The organism is Deltaproteobacteria bacterium (assembly GCA_009930495.1).
Lineage (GTDB): Bacteria > Desulfobacterota > Desulfovibrionia > Desulfovibrionales > Desulfomicrobiaceae > Desulfomicrobium.
The window spans coordinates 1-3,046 of the sequence record RZYB01000247.1 but is presented as its reverse complement, the minus strand read 5'-3'; the positions used below and the strand labels follow the sequence as shown (position 1 = coordinate 3,046).

The 3,046-nt window shown below is 66.2% G+C and carries 2 protein-coding genes; both read left to right on the top strand.

The window, feature by feature from the left end; translation table 11 throughout:
• The first annotated feature begins 1,432 nt into the window (after nucleotides 1–1,432).
• Nucleotides 1,433–2,062, top strand: coding sequence for a hypothetical protein (locus EOL86_13255; GenBank protein NCD26542.1), 630 nt, complete (start codon nucleotides 1,433–1,435; stop codon nucleotides 2,060–2,062).
• Nucleotides 2,052–3,046: hypothetical protein (locus EOL86_13250; GenBank protein NCD26541.1), on the top strand; the 995-nt coding region annotated here is incomplete at its 3' end. The genes EOL86_13255 and EOL86_13250, both read left to right, overlap by 11 nt.

Sequence of the window (3,046 nt, the reverse complement as noted above, 5' to 3'; positions counted from 1 at the left end):
TGCCGCCAGCCCCGGCGGCACGACCGCGCCCGAGGCGCCTCCCGCGCGGCCAATGTCCGCCCAGGACATGGCGCCGGTTCACGCCACGCCCCGCGAGGCCCGCATCCCCGAAACGACGCGCCCGCTCCGGTACGCGCCCTTTGTGCTGGAATGCGGCAGCGGCCGCTACCTGCTCGCGGCCGACAGGTTTCAGCCCCTGGACGAGGACGAAGCGCCCCCGTTCTGGCACACCCTGATCACCGATTTTCACACCGCGCCTGGTCCGGGCGTCATCCTGGTCGAAACCGCGCCCAAATACGCCCATGTCCTGGCCCAGCGCACCCTGCAACGGAACGGCGAACTGACCGACGATCTCGAACTGCACGTCTTGGCCAAACGCCGCGTCGCCGCCCAGACCTCGCTGGCCTACCAACTGGTGCCCAAGCAGCACCGCGCCCGCCTCGACACCTTGTCCGAGCGTTCCCACGCGGGCTTTCTGCTGCACGACAGCGCGACGCTGCTCCAGGGGCTGATCCGTTCCTGGCCCAAGGGGCAGACCGTGGCCCTGCTGCTCCATCTGCCCCTGGCCCTGGTGCTCATGGCCGGGCACAACGGCGCCATTCTCTGGTCCCGGCGTTTTGCCCTGGCCAGCGACGAAGGTGCCGACTTTGCCTCCAACGTCGATGCCGCGATGCACGACATGCGCCAGGCCGCGCGGGAGCAGGGCTTTGACCTGGACAGCACGGTCTGGATCGAGGGCTGGAGTCAACACGCCATCCAGCCGCCGGACCAGTCCCGGACCATGAATGTCCTGCCCGTGCGGGCCCTGCGCTTCGACGGCCAGACCTGGTTCACCGCCCTGCCCGACCTGCTTGGCCGTCTGGACAACGGCACCGCGTTCACGCCCCTGGCCGAACGGACCCTGGCCCGCTTCCAACCCTGGGAAAAATGGCTCTGGACCGGCAGTCTCGCGGCCAGCCTGTTTCTGGGAGGGGCGGGATTGTGGCTGGGCGGCACGGCCCAACGGATCGAGACCCACCGGGACTCGCTGCGCGTGGAAAAAACAACATTGCAAGGAACCCTGGACGAGCTGACCGCCGCCAACCAGTTCCCGGATCAGGACCGCACGGTGCTGGCGGCGGCCATGGAAACGGCCCAAACCATTGAAAACGCCCGCTCCGCGCCGCCAGCCGCGCTGCTCTGGAACACGGTGGCTCGGCTGCGCCCCCGATCCTGCCGGCTCCAGGCGCTGGAAATCAATCACAGCCCGCGTCTGGTGCGCCTGCGTCTGGAAGGAAGCATCGAACTGGGTCTGACCCAGGCCCAAGCCGTGTACACGGATTTCCTGGAAGCGCTGAACCGGGCGGGCCTGCGTGTTGTCCAGCAGGAATTCCGCCTCGATCTGGACACCAATTTTTTCTCTCTCCTGCTGGAGAAAGGCGCGGAGGAATAAATGCACGTCCAACACCAATCCTTCGCCCTGCGCCTGTTGGTACTCGGGCTCGTCTGGTGCGCCGTGCCCGCCTTCATCTGGTGGAGCCTGGACACGGTCCAGCACCACAACCTTGCCCTGCGCCCGGTCCTGCCCGAATTCGTGCCCACGGCCCTGCCCGACGACCAGGACCGCGTCCTGCTCCACGACGCCATGGTCTGGACCAAGGCCACGCCAACCGAAACGGCCATTGACCGCCTGGACAGCACGCTGCTCGCCCCGCGCCAGGAAGCCCGCGCGGCCACGAGCCTGACCATGCTCATGTCTCGCGGCCGGGAACGGCTGGCCATGATCGATGGCCGCGTTTTCGCCAAGGGTGACGCCCTGCCCGATGGCCGCGTCATCCGCGACATCACCCCGCAAGGCGTGGTCCTGCTGACCGCCGGCCAGGCCGAGCTGACGCCATGGATTCCTCCGCTCTCCGTCCGCCTGGAAAAAGCCGCCAAGGTCTCGCCGGTCCCGACCGAAGCCGCGCCGGCCAGCAACGCCACCGTGGCCGATCCGGTCCAGGGCGGCACCATGCGCCTCGACGCGCAGCAGGCCATGCAATTGATGAAACAACTGGAGACCACGCAACGCCATGCCAAGTAACTTCCCGCATCTTTTTTCGCTTTGCGCCGTTCTGCTGGCCTTGGCGGCCTGCGCCCCGAACCAGGACAGAAACCGCCTCTCCAGCACCCATGCCTACGACGCCCTGCACCAGTCCCTGGACCGGGAGCATGACGAACTCTCGGACCTGCGCGACCGGGAAAAGGCCAACCTGGAGCGGACCACGCCGCCCAAGCCAGCGCCCATGGCTCCGGAACTGCCCCGGTACAATCCGCTGGAGGAAACACGCATTTCCATTTCCGTGCGCAACGAGCCGCTAAACGACGTGCTGTTCGTGGTTGTCCGCAACGCGGGCCTGGATCTGGTCATCGATCCCAATCTTTCGCTGGAAAACCGCGTCACCGTCAGTTTTGAAAACGCCCTGTCGTCCGAGGTCGTCCGGTCCCTGCTCGACGCCTACGACGTGCACTGGTTCATCCGCGACAACGTGATGACGGTGCAACAATTCGAGGAACGGACATTCGACCTGGAATTCATGAACGCCCGCTCCGAGGTCACGATGCAGGCCGGCGGCGATATTTTCGGCAGTTCCAACGCCGAGGACGCCGACACGGATCTGAGCGGCACCTTTCAGGTCGCGGCCACCCAGGGCAAGGGCATTCAGGAAAATTCCGTGTACGACGGCATCAGGCAAAACATTACCTCCGTCATGACCAGTTCCGAGGGACAGATGGGCCTGTTTTCCCTCAACCCCGTGTCCGGCACCCTCTATGTCCAGACCACGCCCCGGCGCATGCGGACCATCGGCACCCTGGTCGACCGTCTGCGCGGCAAGCTGAGCAAGCAGGTCATCATCGACGCCCAGATTCTGGAAGTCACCCTTGGCGACGGCTTCGAGCTGGGCGTGGACTGGAACTTTGTCCAACGCCGCGTGCACAATGGCCGGGGCTACCAGTACGGCCTGGGCGTCAACCCGGAAACCGGCCTGGGCACGCGGGGGACATCCGGCTCGGCCCTGAGCGCCAT

Coding starts and splice junctions, on each gene's coding strand:
- EOL86_13255 (NCD26542.1), top strand. CDS start 1,433: ATGCACGTCCAACACCAATCCTTCGCCCTGCGCCTGTTGGTACTCGGG.